This window comes from Neisseria sp. P0018.S001, assembly GCF_051957355.1.
Classification (GTDB): Bacteria; Pseudomonadota; Gammaproteobacteria; order Burkholderiales; family Neisseriaceae; genus Neisseria; species Neisseria subflava_A.
Genome location: NZ_JBQCWN010000012.1, coordinates 21,813 through 36,759, shown reverse-complemented (window position 1 = coordinate 36,759; position 14,947 = coordinate 21,813). Strand labels below are relative to the sequence as shown.

Genomic DNA, 14,947 nt, shown 5'->3' with positions numbered 1-14,947 from the left:
TGGGTTTCTCTTAAAGTTAGTAAAGGGTTTCAGACGGCCTTCATGATGCGTTCGATTTCGTGCCAAAAGCCGTCCGGCCGTAATTCCAAAACGGCAATCAAGCCTTGGTCGATACGGCGGATTTCGGTTTCGTTTAATGTTTCGGTTTCGGCGACACGCGCAGGCGCGAGGTAGGCCATGCGGTCGAGCAGGTGGTAGCGGGCTTCTTGGCGTTCAAACCCGTATTCCGCCCAATCTTGAATATAGATGCCGCGCCAGCCGTATGGATTAAGTGGCGGCTCAAAAGCATGGAAACCTCGTGGAAAAAATCCAATGCCGCGCACGATGGAAGCAGGGAGCAGATTTTCCGGCAGACCTTGTGTAGTTAAGGTTGCTTTGCCTTGCGGCGTATGCAGCAGCTGGGATTGCTGTACAAGTTTGGCGGCTTTGTCCGTCAGCGTGTCTTTAGGATTGAGGCCGCGCAGGTTCTGCACTTGGTCTCCGCCGTAGTATTTACACGCCAGCTCGATATGGTAGGGCTGTTGGTTGAGGGAAACGACAAAATCCGCAGCCCCCAAAGTTTGGCCGTCTGAAAAAACGGTCAGATTATATGCGTGCAGTTTGGCATGCGACGCGTTGGCAAACCAGAAAGCCAGCAGCTCTTCGGCATAAATGCCGAGACGGTGTCCGAATGGGGCGCGTTGGGCAAGGTAATCCGTTAGCGGCGCGGGATCGGCATCCAATGCCAAAAGGTAACGGAAACCGTGTTCCCCCAATAATTCGCGTACGCTCAATTCGCAACCGCTTTGCCACAAAGGCGGCGTAGTCAGCAGCGAGGCGAGGTCGCGGACGGGTTGGCTGGTGAGTTTCCACCATAATGCGTCTAGGGCGTAATTCATGCTTATCCGAATATCAGTCATGCCGTCTGAAAAGCTGGAAATGTTTTCAGACGGCCTTAATCAGTCTTTTTTATGGATACGGTGGCTGACGGTATTGAAAAAACCGCGCAGGATGTCGATGTCTTCGGTTTGCGTGTTGGCGCGTCCGAACAGGCTCTGCATACGGCGCATCAGGCGCTCGCCGTTGCGGCGGTTGAAAAAGCCGATGTCGTTCATCACGCTTTCCATGTGGGCGACCATGCCTTTGATTTGCTCGTGGGTCGCGGCGTGGTCTTCTTGTTGCAGGTGGTTCATGGGCAAATCGGTTTGGCTGAAGATTTCGTAGCACACGACCTGCACGGCTTGGGCGAGGTTGAGCGAGAAATAGTCGGGATTGCCGTTGATGGTCATCAGTCGGTTGCAGGCTTGGACTTCTTCGATGCTCAAGCCGAAAGTCTCGTTGCCGAAGACCAGCGCCACTTTCTCGCCGCGGTTGGCGGCCTGCAGTAATTCGGGCACCAAATCGCGCGGCGTTTGCAACGGCGCAGTAATTTCGCGGCGGCGGCTGGTCAGGGCGCAGGCGATGGTGGTGTCGGCAAGGGCTTCGTCCAAAGAGGCGGCAATGGTGGCATTTTCCAAAACGTCTGCCGCGCCGGAAGCGAGGATGAAACTTTCTTCCGGTAATGTAAACGATTGCGGATGCTCCGGATCGAATACGGGCGGATTTTCCGTCATCGGCGTTGCCATCAGATTGGGGGCGACGATGGTCAATTTGTGCAGGCCCATTGTTTTCATGGCGCGGGCGGCGGAGCCGATATTGGCGGGATGGCTGGTGCGCGTGAGGATGATGCGGATGTTGTCCAGATAAGCGGGCAGGGCGGGTTTTTCGGAAGTCATGTTTTATTTTCTGTTTATACGGGAATCAGGTATAATGCGCCATCTTTTTGTTTTCAGACGGCCTTTTTCCATGCCGTCTGAAATGTTCTTTAACAGCATCGGAAACGATTAACAGCCTCTTGTGTGCCTTGTTCGGCGCATTAGGGCGTATTTTACCTGAATTAGGAAGAAAACCATGAATCCGTTTTTAAATACCGCTTTCAAAGCCGCCCGTAAAGCAGGGCAAATGATGATTCGCGCCGCCGGCAATCTGGATGCCGTCAAAGTAGACAGTAAAGCATTCAACGACTTCGTTTCCGATGTTGACCGCAGCTCCGAGATGATTTTGGTGGACGCGCTCAAAGAAGCCTATCCTCACCACAAAATCACTTGCGAAGAAGGCGGCTCCCACGGTAAAGCCACCGCCGAGTACGAATGGATTATTGATCCGCTCGACGGCACAACCAACTTCCTCCACGGCCATCCCCAATACGCCATCTCTATGGCACTCCTGCACAAAGGCGTTTTGCAAGAAGCTTTGGTGTACGCACCTGAGCGCAACGACGTATACATGGCTTCCCGCGGCAAAGGCGCGTTGCTCAACGACCGCCGTATCCGCGTTTCCAACCGCATCGAATTGAACCGCTGCCTGATCGGTACCGGCTTCCCTGTTGTCGATCAAAGCATGATGGACAAGTATTTGGCGATTTTGAAAGATTTCTTGGCCAAAACCGCCGGCGGCCGTCGTGAAGGCGCGGCTTCTTTGGATTTGTGTGCCGTTGCGGCCGGCCGTTTGGACGGTTTCTTCGAGTTCAACCTCAAACCTTGGGATATTGCAGCCGGTGCATTGATTGTCCAAGAAGCAGGCGGTATCGTTACCGATATATCCGGTAATGAAGGCTGGTTGGAAAGCGGCGATATCGTTGCGGCCAACCCTAAAGTATTGGCGCAAATGCTGAAAATTATTTCTGATCACCAATAAGCGTTTGTAGGGAACGGTCTGTATTTATCGTAGCAGGCTAGAGTTTCAACAATCGGAAAAAGGCCGTCTGAAACCTGAAATAGGGTTTCAGACGGCCTTTTGTTTTTTTGTTAACGGATTCGGATAAAAGCTGAAAATACGGCTTTTAAAGGAAGCATTTTTAATTTTGTCTGTATTTTCTATTGCTTCGCAGTTATGATGTAGATACGTTTGGCTGAAATAATGCCGTATGCAATCATAAAAATAGAAAGCAGAGGAGAATAATGAAACGAGATTTTGAAGCAGTAAAACGCATTGTCATTAAGATTGGAACCAGTTCGTTGGTGTTGCCAAACGGCAAAATCAATTTGGCAAAAATCGACCAACTGGCCTTTGTCATTTCCAGCTTGGTCAGTAAGGGCAAAGAAATTGTGCTGGTGTCTTCCGGCGCGATGGGCTTCGGGCTGAATGTCCTTAACATGGAAAAACGTCCGGCGGAAATGGCGCAGCAGCAGGCTGTTTCCAGCGTCGGTCAAGTGGCCATGATGAGCCTTTACTCGCAGATTTTTTCCCATTATCGGATGACGGTATCGCAAATCCTGCTGACGCGTGATGTGGTCGAATATCCAGAAAGTTTGGCAAACGTTACCAATGCCTTTGAATCCCTGCTTTCCATCGGCGTCATCCCTATTGTCAATGAGAACGACGCGGTCAGCGTGGACGAGATGGACCATGCGACCAAATTTGGCGATAACGACCGTTTGTCGGCAGTTGTGGCGAAAATCGTTAAAGCCGATTTGCTAATTATGTTGTCCGATATCGACGGTTTGTTTGATAAAAATCCGGCTGTTCACGCCGATGCCAAGCTGCGCAGCCATGTGGCCGATATTACCGAGGAAATTATTGCTTCTGCCGGCGGATCGGGCAGTAAGTTTGGTACGGGTGGCATGCTCAGTAAGATTAAGAGTGCGCAGATGATGTTTGAACATCATGGCCAGATGGTATTGATGAACAGCGCCAATCCGCGCGATATTCTTCAGGTTTTAGATGGCGCGCCTATCGGAACTTGGTTTGCACAAGAGAAATAGGGAGGTTTGATGAGCTATATCGAACAGTTGGGCAAGAATGCTCAAAAAGCCAGCAAAACGTTAATCAGCTTGGGAAGCGTGGAAAAAAACAATCTGCTGCATCAGGTTGCGGCCGCTTTGGTTGAACAGGCTGAGATGATTTTGGCGGAAAATGCCCGCGATTTGGCCGCTGCAAAAGAAAACGGCATTTCGGACATTATGCTCGACAGGTTGCGCTTGAATCACGAACGTATCAAGGGCATTGCGGAAGGCGTTGAGCAGGTTGCCGATTTGCAGGACCCGATTGGGCAGGTTGTCCGCGGCTATACTAATCTGGACGGTTTGAAGATTGTTCAAAAACGCGTACCTTTGGGCGTGGTCGCCATGATTTTTGAAAGCCGCCCTAATGTTTCGGTCGATGCGTTTTCTCTGGCCTTTAAAACCGGCAATGCCATTATTTTGCGCGGCGGTCGCGACGCGATCCATTCAAATACTGCATTGATTGCCGTCATCAGGCAGACTTTGGTACAAGCGGGAATGGATGCCGATGTGGTGCAGCTGGTTGAAGATACCAGTCATGCTGCTGCCGAGGAATTGATGCAGGCAATCAATTATATTGATGTGCTGATTCCGCGCGGCGGTGCGCGCTTGATTCAGACGGTGAAAGAGAAATCGAAAGTTCCCGTCATTGAAACCGGAGTCGGTAATTGCCATATTTATGTGGACGACAGTGCCGATTTGGAGATGGCGGTCGATATCGTCGTGAACGCCAAAACGCAGCGTCCGAGCGTGTGCAATGCAGCTGAATCTTTGGTTGTCCACGAAAAGATAGCGGAAGCGTTTTTGCCCAAACTGGAAGAAGCCGTTGCCAAAGTGCATCCGGTCGAATTTAGAGCCGATCAGGAAGCATTGCGTATTTTTAAAAATGCTGTTTTGGCAGCTGAGGAAGATTACAGCACTGAGTTTCTTGACTATATTATGTCGGTCAAAATAGTGAAAACAGTGGAAGAAGCCGTCGATTGGATTAACGACCATACGACGCATCACTCGGAAGCGATAGTGACCCAAAGCATTGCCCATGCCGAGTTTTTCCAAGAAAGCATTGATGCGGCGGCGGTTTATGTCAATGCGTCCACACGGTTTACCGACGGCTTTGTTTTCGGATTGGGCGCGGAAATCGGTATTTCTACCCAAAAAATGCACGCCCGAGGCCCGATGGGTTTGGAAGCGCTGACTTCGACCAAGTTCTACATCAACGGCAACGGTCAGATCCGACGTTGATAAACGCCCCTCAACTTCATCAATTTGCGTATAATGGCGGGAAATTTGATTTTCCCCGAACAACCGATTTAGTAAAAAGGAACACACCATGTCCTCTATCCACGATCAAATCAAAGAAGTCGTTACCACGCACCGCGTCGTATTGTTCATGAAAGGCACGAAGCAATTCCCGCAATGCGGCTTCTCTTCCCGCGCCGTACAAATCCTGAATGCGGCAGGTTGCACCGACTATGTGACTGTCAACGTATTGGAAAACGATGCCGTACGCCAAGGCATTAAAGAATACAGCGACTGGCCGACTATTCCTCAACTGTACGTCAACGGCGAATTTGTCGGCGGTTCTGACATTTTGATGGAAATGTACGAAGCCGGCGAACTGCAAGAATTGCTGAAAGCTTAATCATCTACAATATTCCGTAATGTAAAATTGTTGACAAAGGCCGTCTGAAACCCTGATTCAGACGGCCTTTCGCATAAATACGCACTTTGCGCGCCATGCGAAAAAAAGTATAATCCCCCTCCATCAACGCAATTCGGAAAATCAACATGAACGTTACCGTTATCAACCACCCTTTAGTCCGCCACAAACTCACGCTGATGCGTGAAGCGGATTGCAGCACTTACAAATTCCGCACGCTTACCACCGAGTTGGCACGCCTGATGGCATACGAAGCCAGCCGCGACTTTGAAACCGAAAAATACATCATCGACGGTTGGTGTGGCTCCATCGAAGGCGACCGCATCAAAGGCAAAACCTTGACCGTTGTCCCGATTTTGCGTGCCGGTTTGGGTATGCTCGACGGCGTACTCGACCTGATTCCTACCGCTAAAATCAGCGTTGTCGGCTTGCAGCGCGATGAAGAAACGCTGAAACCAGTTTCTTACTTTGAGAAATTCGTTGACAGCATGGCCGAGCGTCCAGCTCTGATTATCGACCCGATGTTGGCAACCGGCGGCTCTATGGTTGCGACCATCGACTTGCTGAAAGCCAAAGGTTGCAGCAATATCAAAGCATTGGTATTGGTTGCCGCTCCGGAAGGCGTGAAAGCCGTTAATGACGCGCATCCTGATGTAACCATCTACACTGCCGCGCTCGACAGCCACTTGAACGAACACGGCTACATCATCCCAGGCTTGGGCGATGCCGGCGATAAGATTTTCGGTACACGTTAATTGAAATGTTTAAGGCCGTCTGAAAAGTGTCAAACATCAACTTTCAGACGGCCTTGTTATATGGTTTGTTTTAAAACCCACATCAGAAAGGACAATCATGAGCTTCCAAGATAATCTGGCCACTATGCCTGCCATCGACCATTTGAGTGGCTTGGATATTCTCGATAAAGAGGGCAATGTGGTTCATCACATTCCCAATGCGCCCGGTAAACAAGGCTCGCTCAAGCTTTATCATGCTTTGGCGCAAGAGTTTGACGGCAAGCTGGACGCAGCGGCGGCAGAACGCGGCCTGGCATGGTTTGCTGAACATGTTGCCGATGCCGAAGCCAATCCTGGCAAACATCCGAATATTGATTTGCTGTTTAAAGTGAAAGCTGACAATATCGGCCTGACTTTGAAACCCTTGGCTGCTTAATGAATACAAAAAAGGCCGTCTGAAAATTATTTTCAGACGGCCTTCTTATATGCTTAAAGCCTTAAGCGATAGAAGCTTCAACGAATGCAGTCAGTTGACCTTTAGCCAATGCGCCGACTTTAGTGGCAACGTTTTCGCCGTTTTTGAACACCATCAGGGTAGGGATGCCGCGAACGCCGAATTTGGCAGGAGTGGCTTCATTGTCGTCGATGTTGATTTTAACGACTTTCAGACGGCCTTGGAATTCGGAGGCGATGTCGTCCAAGATTGGGGCAATCATTTTGCAAGGGCCGCACCATGGTGCCCAGAAGTCCAGCAATACAGGTACGTCGGATTTCAAAACGTCTTGTTCGAAGCTGGCATCGCTGGTATGGATAATCAATTCGCTGCTCATGTTATTTCCTTTTAAATCGGTATTAATAAATACATTGTTCAGAATAGTGGCAGACAGGAAAAATTTCAAGTGCCGCCATTAGGTAATAGTTTTTTTGAAATGCGCCTATCGTAATCCTTAAAGATTCAGACGGCCTCTTGAACCATGTGGCCGGAGTGTGCAATCAAATGGCGCGTATAGTCGCTGCTTGGATTGGCAAATACGTTTTCACATTCGCCTTCTTCAACGATTTTGCCGTCTTTCAACACCATCACACGGTGGGAAATGGCGCGGATCACGGCGAGGTCGTGGCTGATGATGATGAAGGCGAGGCCGTATTCTTTTTGCAGGCTGCTGAGCAATTCAAGGATTTGTTGTTGCCATTGGACATCAAGCGCGCTGGTTGGTTCGTCCAAAACGAGAATTTTCGGGCGGACAATGATGGCGCGGGCGATGGCGAGGCGTTGGCGTTGACCGCCGGAGAAGGCGTGCGGATAGCGTTCGAGTGCATCTTCGGGCAGGCCGACTTGTTTAAGGACTTCTTCGACGCGGCGACGCATTTCTTCTCGCGACATTTCAGGTTCGTGTACGCGTAAGGCTTCGGAAACGGTATCAAAGACGTTCATGCGTGGATTGAATGCGCCGAACGGGTCTTGGAACACCATTTGGATTTCGTGGCGCAATTCGTGTCGCCATGGCTCGCCGTTGATGTGCAGGCTGCCTTCGGAATCGATAAGGTGCATAACGGCTTTTGCCAGCGTGGTCTTGCCGCAGCCGCTTTCGCCGATGATGCCCAATGTTTCCCCCGATTTGAGATCGAAAGAAATGGGGTTGAGAATGGTTTTGTCGCGTTTTTTAAACCAGCCGTCTGATTCTTTGACGGAGAAGGCGATTTGTTCGGCCGTAAGGACGGTGGCAGGGTTTTCAGGCAAAGGAGCCACGCGTCGCGTTGTGCCGGCGTTGAGCAACATTTTAGTGTATTCGTGCTGCGGATTGGCGAAGACTTCGGTTGCTTTGCCGGTTTCGAGGATACGGCCGTTACGCATAACGGCGACATCGTCGGCAAAACGGCGCACAAGGTTCAAGTCGTGCGTAATGTAGAGCATGGTCATGCCGTGTTCTTCCTGCAGGCGTGAGAGGAGGTCGAGGATTTGGGCTTGAACGGCAACGTCCAAAGCGGTGGTCGGTTCGTCGGCAATCAGGAGCTTGGGCTGGGCTGATACGGCCATGGCAATCATGGCGCGTTGGCGTTGGCCGCCGGAAAGTTGGAAAGGGTAGGCCTGGGCTTTTTGCTCGGGCTGGTGGATGCCGGTTTCGTCCAGGAGTTCGATAGCGCGCGCCCATGCCTGTTTTTTATCCAAACCCAAATGCAGGGACAGGACTTCGGCGATTTGTTCGCCGACACGCATGACGGGGTTAAGGGCGGTCATGGGTTCTTGAAACACCATGCCGATTTCGCGGCCGCGCAGTTTTTGCAGGGCGCGTTCGGGCTGGGTTAGCAGATTGGTTCCGCAATATTTCAGACTGCCTTCAAAGGTAACCATCGGATTGAGGCGCATAATGCCTTGCGACAATACGGTTTTGCCGCTGCCGCTCTCGCCGACCAATGCCAGTTTGCGGCCAGGTTGCAGGGTAAGGTTGATATCGTACAAAACTTGTTTGCTCGGAAAGGAGCCGTTTAGGTTTTCGATTTCGAGTATAGGTGTAGTCATGGTCGTGGCCGTCTGAAAAGTTTGTTGATGACAGATTTTCAGACGGCCTGCATGAATCAAGGGGCCGTCTGAAACAGCGGTTTAGTCTTGAAACTGTTCTTTAAGTTTGCGTTTTAATACTTTGCCGGTGGCATTGCGCGGCAGCTCGTCTTGGAAGATGACTTGTTTGGGGATTTTAAAGTTTGCCAACAGGCCGCGCAGGTGGCTGCGGACTTCGGCTTCTTCCAGTTTCATGCCTTCTTTGAGTTGGATAAAGGCAATGATTTCTTCATCGGCGTATTGGTCCCTCACGCCGATTACGGCAGTGGCTTCCACAGCTTCGAGTTTGTAAATGGCTTCTTCGATTTCGCGCGGATAGACGTTTTGGCCTTTGGAGATAATCAGGTCTTTTTTGCGGTCAACGATGAAGATAAAGCCGTCTTCGTCGATGGTGACGAAGTCGCCGGTTTTCAGCCAACCGTTGACAATGGTTTCATCTGTGGCGTCAGGCATATTGAGGTAACCCTGCATCACCGAGCCGCCTTTGATGATGAGTTCGCCCACTTCGCCGCGCGGCACTTCGATCAATTCGTCATCGACGGCTTTCACGGTCAGGCCCGGCAGGGCGACGCCGACGCTGGCGGTTTTTTGGCGCTCGGGCGTATTGACGGCAACAACGGGCGAGCATTCGCTCAAGCCGTAGCCTTCCAGCAATTTGGCGCGTGGGAATTTGGCTTTAAAGTCGTCAATGGTTTGTCCGGCCAGAGGTGCGCCGCCGCTGATAAACAGACGGACGCGGTTGAACCATCTGAAATACCAAGGGATTTTGGCTTTGCTCATGGCAGTGTAAATAGCCGGTACGCCGAGGAAAATGGTGGCGCGTTTGAGCAAAACCTGTTTCAACACGTTGGAGAACGGGAAGACGGATTTGACCAAAATAATCGAGCAGGCTTGATATATCGGCAGCAGAACCATGGCGGTCAGTGTAAAGCTGTGGAACATGGGCAAGAAGACGACAAAGCGGTCTTTTTGCGAAATTTGGAAAATTTGTTCGATACCTGAAAGGTTGGAAAACAGGTTGCTATAACTGATTAATGCGCCTTTGGGGTGACCGGTTGTGCCGGAGGTGTAGATAATGTGCGCCAAATCGTTGGCTGACGGCTGACGGCTCAGATTTGGCTTGCCGGGGAATGTACGCGCAGCATCGAAATAGCTGTCATCACCACTTGCGGCGTTGGTTTCGCCAATCCAGATGATTTTATTAACTTTGGTTTTGGCTTTGATGTTTTTGAGTTCTTTGGCCAACGGCGCGGAGGCGAACATAAAGCGTGCGCCGCAGTCATTAAGGATGTAGGAAAATTCTTCGCTTTTCAAAAAGACGTTGAGTGGGACGGCTACCGCGCCGATGGAAGTAATGGCGAAATAGGCGGCAATAAATTCGGGAGAGTTGGAAACGACAAGGGCAACCCTGTCGCCATATTGTACGCCTTCGTGTTGCAGATAGGCGGCGACGGTTTCTACTTCGCGTTTGAGGGAGGAATAGCTGATTTTTTCTTTGTCGTTGAAAATGACTGTGCCTTTACCGTTTTTTTGGCAGGCTGCAGTCAGCATAGCGTAAAAATTAGGGTGGGTGTGCATTTCGGAGTTTGTGTCCATATTGTGTCGATTGATGTACGGTTTCGATGAACCGTTTATTTCGAAGGATAGGTTTTACATCCTATCGGTAAAATAAGCAAGAGGCCGTCTGAAAATACTTTCAGACGGCCTTGCGCTTTGCTGGGCTTAGGAAAGCAATATTTTGAATTTAAACTTATTTATTCTGTTGATGGGAATATTCCCATTCTTCAAAAGTCTGCCGTTCGGAAGATAGCGCAAGCCGATTGCGTTTCTGTCTCGGGTCATTTCGAGTTTACCGCTGTGTTTGAGGCAGAATCCTGATGACGGATTGGCAGAGCCAATGTTTAGAGACTTTGAGACCTAGCCATTGTTCAGACGGCCATCGGGTACTTTCTTAAACAGGCGATAGAAATTGTCGCTGGTGTTTTGTGCCAATGTTTCCAAACTCTCGCCGCGCAGATTGGCTAAGAACTCGGCTGTATAGCGGACGTAGGAAGGCTCGTTTCGTTTGCCGCGTTTGGGAACCGGCGCGAGGAAGGGCGCATCGGTTTCTACCAAGATTCTATCGGCAGGGACGTATTTGGCGGCTTCCTGTATCAGTGGTGCATTTTTAAACGTCACAATGCCGGAGAAGGAGATGTACATGCCTAAATCCAAAGCGGCTTTGGCAAAGGCGATATCTTCAGAAAAGCAGTGAATCACGCCGGAGTTGGTGTGGCACTCTTTCAAAACCCGCAACGTGTCTTCGGCCGCATCGCGCGTGTGGACGATAACGGGCAGGCTGCTTTCGTTGGCGGCTTGGATATGGTCGGCAAAGCGTTGATGTTGCCATGACAAATCGCCTTTGCACCAGTAATAGTCCAAACCGGTTTCGCCAATACCGACGATTTTGGGATGTTTGGTCGCTTCTACCATTTCGGCAATGGTAAATTCTTCCGCTTCTTGGCTGTCGGGATGTATACCGATGGTGCAGTAAATGTGGTCGTTTGCCTGAGCAATGTCGAAGACTTCGGCAAAACTTTGTTTGCTGACGCTGATGGCAAGCGCCTGTTTGACGCTTTGCGCTTCCATATTGGCAAAGACTTCGGGCAGGCGGTCTTTTAAGCCGTCAAAGTTGAGATGGCAATGTGAATCGATTAAATACATGGTATTACAGGGTAAAAGTAGTGCGGTCGCTGCGCAGGCGCGGGCCAAGTTCGGCTTCGATCAGGTTTTTTGCCTGCAGGCAACTTTCGTGTTCGGAGAATGCAAGGCCTACGCCTTTGGGGCGGTGGGCTGAAGTGCGCGCCGGATTGATCCAAACGACTTTGGTTGGCAGGAAGCGTTTGGGATAGTCGGCGATTTCTACGGCCAAGAGGATGTCTTCGCCTAGGGAGAATACGTCATCGGTTGGTACGAACAGGCCGCCGTGTTCTAAAAACGGCATATAGCAGTTGTACAACAAATTGGGGTCTTTGAGTTGCAAAGCCAACATCTTCGCCGGAATGTCTTTTTTATTCATCATTTATTACCTGTTAGGGTTTGTTTTGCCAAAAATCCAAATATTCGATAAGCAGATACTCAAGCTGCATTTTAACACTCAAGGTATGGTATCCGTAAGGGTTGAGCGCGTTCAGACGGCCCAATAGGGCAAACAGCTTGCGTGAATCGGTTTTAGAGGCCGTCTGAAGCAGGGCTTGGGCATGGTGCGGATAATAAAGCGGCGTCATGCTTTGTTGTGCCAAGCCGACATCCATCAGCCACTTTTGCAGCCAGTCGATGAAAACGGCCAGCGGTTGTTTTTGTTTGTCGAACGCGGCGGCATAGTCGAGTATAGCCAACAGGCGCGGGGCAGCCAGCAGCGTCAGCAACTCTTCACGCAATGCGTCCAATTCGGTAGTCGGTGTAAATAAAGGCGCGCCGCTGTGGAATGCCAACAAGGCTTCGGCATTTTCCACGCCCTGTTGACGCAGGTATGCCGCAGCCTGCTCATGGGTAGGCGAGGGCAGCACCATCTGGCGGCAACGGCTTTTGATGGTGGGCAGGAGTTTGTCGCGCGCATGGGTAACGAGCAGGAAAACGACGTGTTGCGGCGGTTCTTCCAAAGCTTTCAACAAACCGTTTGCCGCCTGTGTATTCATGCTTTCCGCCGGATGTACCAATACCACGCGCAGGCCGCCTCGGACAGCGGTCAGGTAAATGTTTTCCACAATATCGCGCACGGCATCGATTTTGATTTGCAGGAGTTTGCGTCCTGTTGCCTCGCCTTCGGGAATTTCTGGCGTGAGTTCGTAAAAGTCGGGATGCGTGTTTTGGTTGAACAAATGGCACGAAGCGCATTCGCCGCATGGCTCATGGCCGGATTTGGGCGATTCGCACAGCAATGCCTGCGCGACAAAGCGGGCAAACTCGGTTTTACCGGTATTTTCTTTGCCGGTAAACAGCCAAGCGTTAGGTCGGTTTTGCCAATGGGCGGCGAGCTGTTGCCATTGGGTTTCATGCCATGGATAAATCATATCGTTTGGGAACTATTAGGTAGGTGGTTATTATACTCTCAGGCCGTCTGAAAAAGGTTTCAGACGGCCTTTAATAAACTGCCTAAAAATTAATCAAATATCGTTCTTCTTTGAAATATCAATGAATAAGCTGATTTATTCACAGCCTTTGCACACGCTTGTTTGGGGAAAATGTGCATTTTGTTTGGGAGTAAAGTTGTGCTTAAAATTTAGGCAGATGTGTTTTTTAATTTTAAATCAGACAGTAATCTGATTTATGCACAAGCTGTCCACGCGATTGAACAGTGAAAATGTGCATGGTGGGGATATATTTCAGACGGTCTTATTTGCTGATTTTCAATAAAGCGGTCAAATCCCCGATAAATTTTGGTTCCCGTTTGATGAGGTAAACAATCAACGGAATATTACCTACGGCAACAATCAAATACAGCAGCGTGATGCTGTCGAACAACATCAGCAAAACCGCGCTCAAAATGGCAGCCGACACCATAAACACGCCGTTGATGATGTTGTTGGCGGCGACGGCGTGGGCGCGGAAGGTTTCGCTGCTGGCGGTTTGCAACCAAGTGTAGAGCGGTACGGAGAAAAAGCCGCCGAAAAAGCCGATGGCCGACATCACGAGCATAATTGGATACGCTTGGGCTCGCGATAAAAACCAAATAATGCCGTTTAATTCGGTAAAGCGTTGGCCGTGGGTCAGCCACACCAGCAATAATCCACAGACGGTCAGCCCCAGAGTGCCAATAGTAACCAAGCCCAAAATCAGGCGCTCATGGCTGAGTTTGGCGCATAATACCGAGCCGATGGCGATACCGATGGAGAACAGCGCCAACATCAGGTTGAACACATTATCGTTGCCGCCCAAATGGATTTGCGTGAACGTCGGCAGTTGGGTGGTATAAACCGAGCCGACAAACCAAAACCATGAAATACCGATGATGGAAGTGAATACGGGACGATTGGCTGCCGCTTCACGAATCAGTGAATTCGTGCCTTTGATGATGTTCCATTCGATTTTTGTGTCTAGCATTTTAGCGGGTACAGACGGCATAAACAGGCTGGTCATCGAGCCGCCGATAGCGACCAATAACACCAAACCGCCAACAATATACGGCGGAACGCCTGCGACTGCCGTGCCCAAAATTTGGCCGAGCAAGATAGCGATAAACGTACCCGATTCAATCAGGCTGTTGCCCATAATCAGCTCTTTGTCGTTGAGGTAATCGGGCAAAATGGCATATTTCAGCGGGCCGAACAAAGTCGATTGCGTGCCCATGCAAAACAGGCAGATTAAAAGCAAAGGCGCGGATTGGATGTAGAAGCCATACGCCGCCACTGCCATGATGATGATTTCCAACAGCTTGATCCAACGTGCCAAAACGGCTTTATCGAATTTATTGCTCAGCTGCCCTGAGAGCGCGGAAAACAGGAAGTAGGGCAGGATAAACAGCATTGCGCCTAAGTTTAGCATTTGGCTGGGCGGCAGCAAGTCGTTTTTGCCTAAACCGTAAAAACTGATCATCACGAATAATGCGGTTTTGAACACATTATCGTTAAACGCGCCTAAAAACTGCGTCCCAAAGAGCGGCGCAAAACGGCGGGTCGTGTGGAAATTCAGATTGTCTTTTTTAAGGCTCATTGTTTAGATTCTTTGTCTTCGTCTTTTTCGATCAGTTTTTCAGTGGAGTCGTCGTCCATCAAAATGCGGTGCGCAGGGCCTTCAAGGTCGTCAAACTGTCCGTTTTTACCCGACCACCAGAAAAACCAGCCGATGATAAAGGCCAAAATAATGCTGATGGGGACAAGGATAAACATACTTTCCATTACATCGCTCCGGTCAAATCGGTCAGGATAAAGGTTTTACCGCTGATGGTCAGGTATTCGTTGCGCAACGCACCGATATTTTTATCATCAAAAAACAATTCGATACGGTCTTTAACTACGCGCCAGTATTGCGGGATATCGGTTTGCTCAAAAGGCGATAATACAGCCGCTTCGGCTGCATCTTCGCTTTGCAACTTGATTGCGAAGCGTCCGCTTTGCGGCGGATTTTGCGATTCATCGTCTGCCAACATAATAAAAAATCCGGCGTGTTCGCCGTCTTGAGTGTGGATACTGAAATAATGCATATCGGGAAATCT

Annotated in this window: 17 protein-coding genes; 6 read left to right on the top strand and 11 right to left on the bottom strand. The window is 50.1% G+C overall.

What is annotated here, in order from left to right; genetic code table 11:
• Positions 1–29: 29 nt before the first annotated feature.
• Together ACTHTJ_RS08765 and ACTHTJ_RS08760 are read right to left on the bottom strand one after the other, a co-directional pair.
• Positions 30–899: a DUF1853 family protein gene (locus ACTHTJ_RS08765; RefSeq protein WP_070585762.1), complete on the bottom strand. Its 870-nt coding sequence runs from the start codon at positions 897–899 to the stop codon at positions 30–32.
• A gap of 39 nt (positions 900–938) precedes the next feature.
• The gene (locus ACTHTJ_RS08760) at positions 939–1,754 is read right to left on the bottom strand and encodes an RNA methyltransferase (RefSeq protein ID WP_070585761.1); all 816 of its coding nucleotides are present in this window, start codon (positions 1,752–1,754) and stop codon (positions 939–941) included.
• A gap of 175 nt (positions 1,755–1,929) precedes the next feature.
• Between ACTHTJ_RS08760 and ACTHTJ_RS08755 the strand changes: the two genes are divergently transcribed.
• The 6 genes from ACTHTJ_RS08755 (at position 1,930) to ACTHTJ_RS08730 (ending at position 6,630) form a co-directional block, all read left to right on the top strand.
• On the top strand, positions 1,930–2,715 hold the full coding sequence (locus tag ACTHTJ_RS08755) for an inositol monophosphatase family protein (RefSeq protein WP_070585760.1): 786 nt from the start codon (positions 1,930–1,932) through the stop codon (positions 2,713–2,715).
• 263 nt (positions 2,716–2,978) lie between these two features.
• Positions 2,979–3,782 carry a glutamate 5-kinase gene (proB, locus tag ACTHTJ_RS08750; protein WP_003683195.1) on the top strand — a complete coding sequence of 268 codons (804 nt, stop codon included), beginning with the start codon at positions 2,979–2,981 and terminating at the stop codon, positions 3,780–3,782.
• 9 nt (positions 3,783–3,791) lie between these two features.
• Positions 3,792–5,042: a glutamate-5-semialdehyde dehydrogenase gene (locus ACTHTJ_RS08745; RefSeq protein ID WP_070585759.1), complete on the top strand. Its 1,251-nt coding sequence runs from the start codon at positions 3,792–3,794 to the stop codon at positions 5,040–5,042.
• 88 nt (positions 5,043–5,130) lie between these two features.
• Complete coding sequence (gene grxD / locus ACTHTJ_RS08740) at positions 5,131–5,442, top strand: Grx4 family monothiol glutaredoxin (protein WP_003681608.1); 312 nt, start codon at positions 5,131–5,133, stop codon at positions 5,440–5,442.
• Between the two features lie 146 nt (positions 5,443–5,588).
• The gene (gene upp / locus ACTHTJ_RS08735; RefSeq protein ID WP_070585758.1) at positions 5,589–6,215 is read left to right on the top strand and encodes a uracil phosphoribosyltransferase; all 627 of its coding nucleotides are present in this window, start codon (positions 5,589–5,591) and stop codon (positions 6,213–6,215) included.
• 97 nt (positions 6,216–6,312) lie between these two features.
• The gene (locus tag ACTHTJ_RS08730) at positions 6,313–6,630 is read left to right on the top strand and encodes a DUF2322 family protein (protein WP_070585757.1); all 318 of its coding nucleotides are present in this window, start codon (positions 6,313–6,315) and stop codon (positions 6,628–6,630) included.
• 61 nt (positions 6,631–6,691) lie between these two features.
• On the opposite strand, the gene trxA is transcribed toward ACTHTJ_RS08730, so the two are convergent.
• The 9 genes from trxA to ACTHTJ_RS08685 all read right to left on the bottom strand — a co-directional run bounded on the left by trxA (position 6,692) and on the right by ACTHTJ_RS08685 (position 14,935).
• Positions 6,692–7,024: a thioredoxin TrxA gene (gene trxA / locus ACTHTJ_RS08725; RefSeq protein WP_070585756.1), complete on the bottom strand. Its 333-nt coding sequence runs from the start codon at positions 7,022–7,024 to the stop codon at positions 6,692–6,694.
• A gap of 125 nt (positions 7,025–7,149) precedes the next feature.
• The gene (locus ACTHTJ_RS08720; protein WP_070585755.1) at positions 7,150–8,715 is read right to left on the bottom strand and encodes an ABC transporter ATP-binding protein; all 1,566 of its coding nucleotides are present in this window, start codon (positions 8,713–8,715) and stop codon (positions 7,150–7,152) included.
• An 81-nt stretch (positions 8,716–8,796) separates the two neighbouring features.
• Entirely contained in the window at positions 8,797–10,350 is a 1,554-nt protein-coding gene (locus ACTHTJ_RS08715) for a fatty acid--CoA ligase (protein ID WP_070585754.1), read from the bottom strand.
• Between the two features lie 321 nt (positions 10,351–10,671).
• A complete protein-coding gene (locus tag ACTHTJ_RS08710; protein ID WP_070585753.1) occupies positions 10,672–11,457 on the bottom strand; it encodes a TatD family hydrolase in 786 nt (261 codons plus the stop codon).
• A 4-nt stretch (positions 11,458–11,461) separates the two neighbouring features.
• The gene (locus ACTHTJ_RS08705) at positions 11,462–11,815 is read right to left on the bottom strand and encodes a PilZ domain-containing protein (RefSeq protein WP_003682949.1); all 354 of its coding nucleotides are present in this window, start codon (positions 11,813–11,815) and stop codon (positions 11,462–11,464) included.
• A 10-nt stretch (positions 11,816–11,825) separates the two neighbouring features.
• A complete protein-coding gene (locus ACTHTJ_RS08700; RefSeq protein ID WP_070585752.1) occupies positions 11,826–12,806 on the bottom strand; it encodes a DNA polymerase III subunit delta' in 981 nt (326 codons plus the stop codon).
• A 322-nt stretch (positions 12,807–13,128) separates the two neighbouring features.
• Positions 13,129–14,445 carry an MFS transporter gene (locus tag ACTHTJ_RS08695; RefSeq protein ID WP_070585751.1) on the bottom strand — a complete coding sequence of 439 codons (1,317 nt, stop codon included), beginning with the start codon at positions 14,443–14,445 and terminating at the stop codon, positions 13,129–13,131.
• Positions 14,442–14,630, bottom strand: coding sequence for a cbb3-type cytochrome oxidase assembly protein CcoS (ccoS, locus tag ACTHTJ_RS08690; protein ID WP_003681462.1), 189 nt, complete (start codon positions 14,628–14,630; stop codon positions 14,442–14,444). The genes ACTHTJ_RS08695 and ccoS overlap by 4 nt, the downstream gene beginning before the upstream one ends.
• Positions 14,630–14,935: an HLGFF motif protein gene (locus tag ACTHTJ_RS08685; protein ID WP_003681461.1), complete on the bottom strand. Its 306-nt coding sequence runs from the start codon at positions 14,933–14,935 to the stop codon at positions 14,630–14,632. The genes ccoS and ACTHTJ_RS08685 overlap by 1 nt, the downstream gene beginning before the upstream one ends.
• Positions 14,936–14,947: the final 12 nt, after the last annotated feature.